Origin of the sequence: Neisseria sp. P0014.S009 (assembly GCF_051958155.1) — a bacterium.
In the GTDB taxonomy this organism is placed as follows: Bacteria; Pseudomonadota; Gammaproteobacteria; order Burkholderiales; family Neisseriaceae; genus Neisseria; species Neisseria flavescens_C.
In genome coordinates, this window is the sequence record NZ_JBQCVS010000222.1 from 1 (window position 1) to 243 (window position 243).

The 243-nt window shown below is 52.3% G+C and carries 1 pseudogene; it reads left to right on the forward strand.

The features are described 5' to 3' along the window. Positions 1-243, forward strand: a pseudogene (locus ACTHS4_RS12410) (protein-disulfide reductase DsbD); the annotation flags it as partial.

Sequence of the window (243 nt, forward strand, 5' to 3'; positions counted from 1 at the left end):
CAAAAAGGCCGTCTGAAAACAGTTGCCGCCGTATTGGGCTTTTTACTGCTGATTGGCGGCTCATGGTTTGGCTGGCAAAGCTTCAATAAACAAACCACCGCTCTCCACCACTTCTTAACGCTGGTTCCGCCATCCGAAGCCGGACAAGAAACCGACCACGGCAAGATGTTTACCGATGTCGACGAACTCAAAGCCGCTATGGATGCCGCTTTGAAAGCCGACCCAAGCAAGCCTGTGCTGATT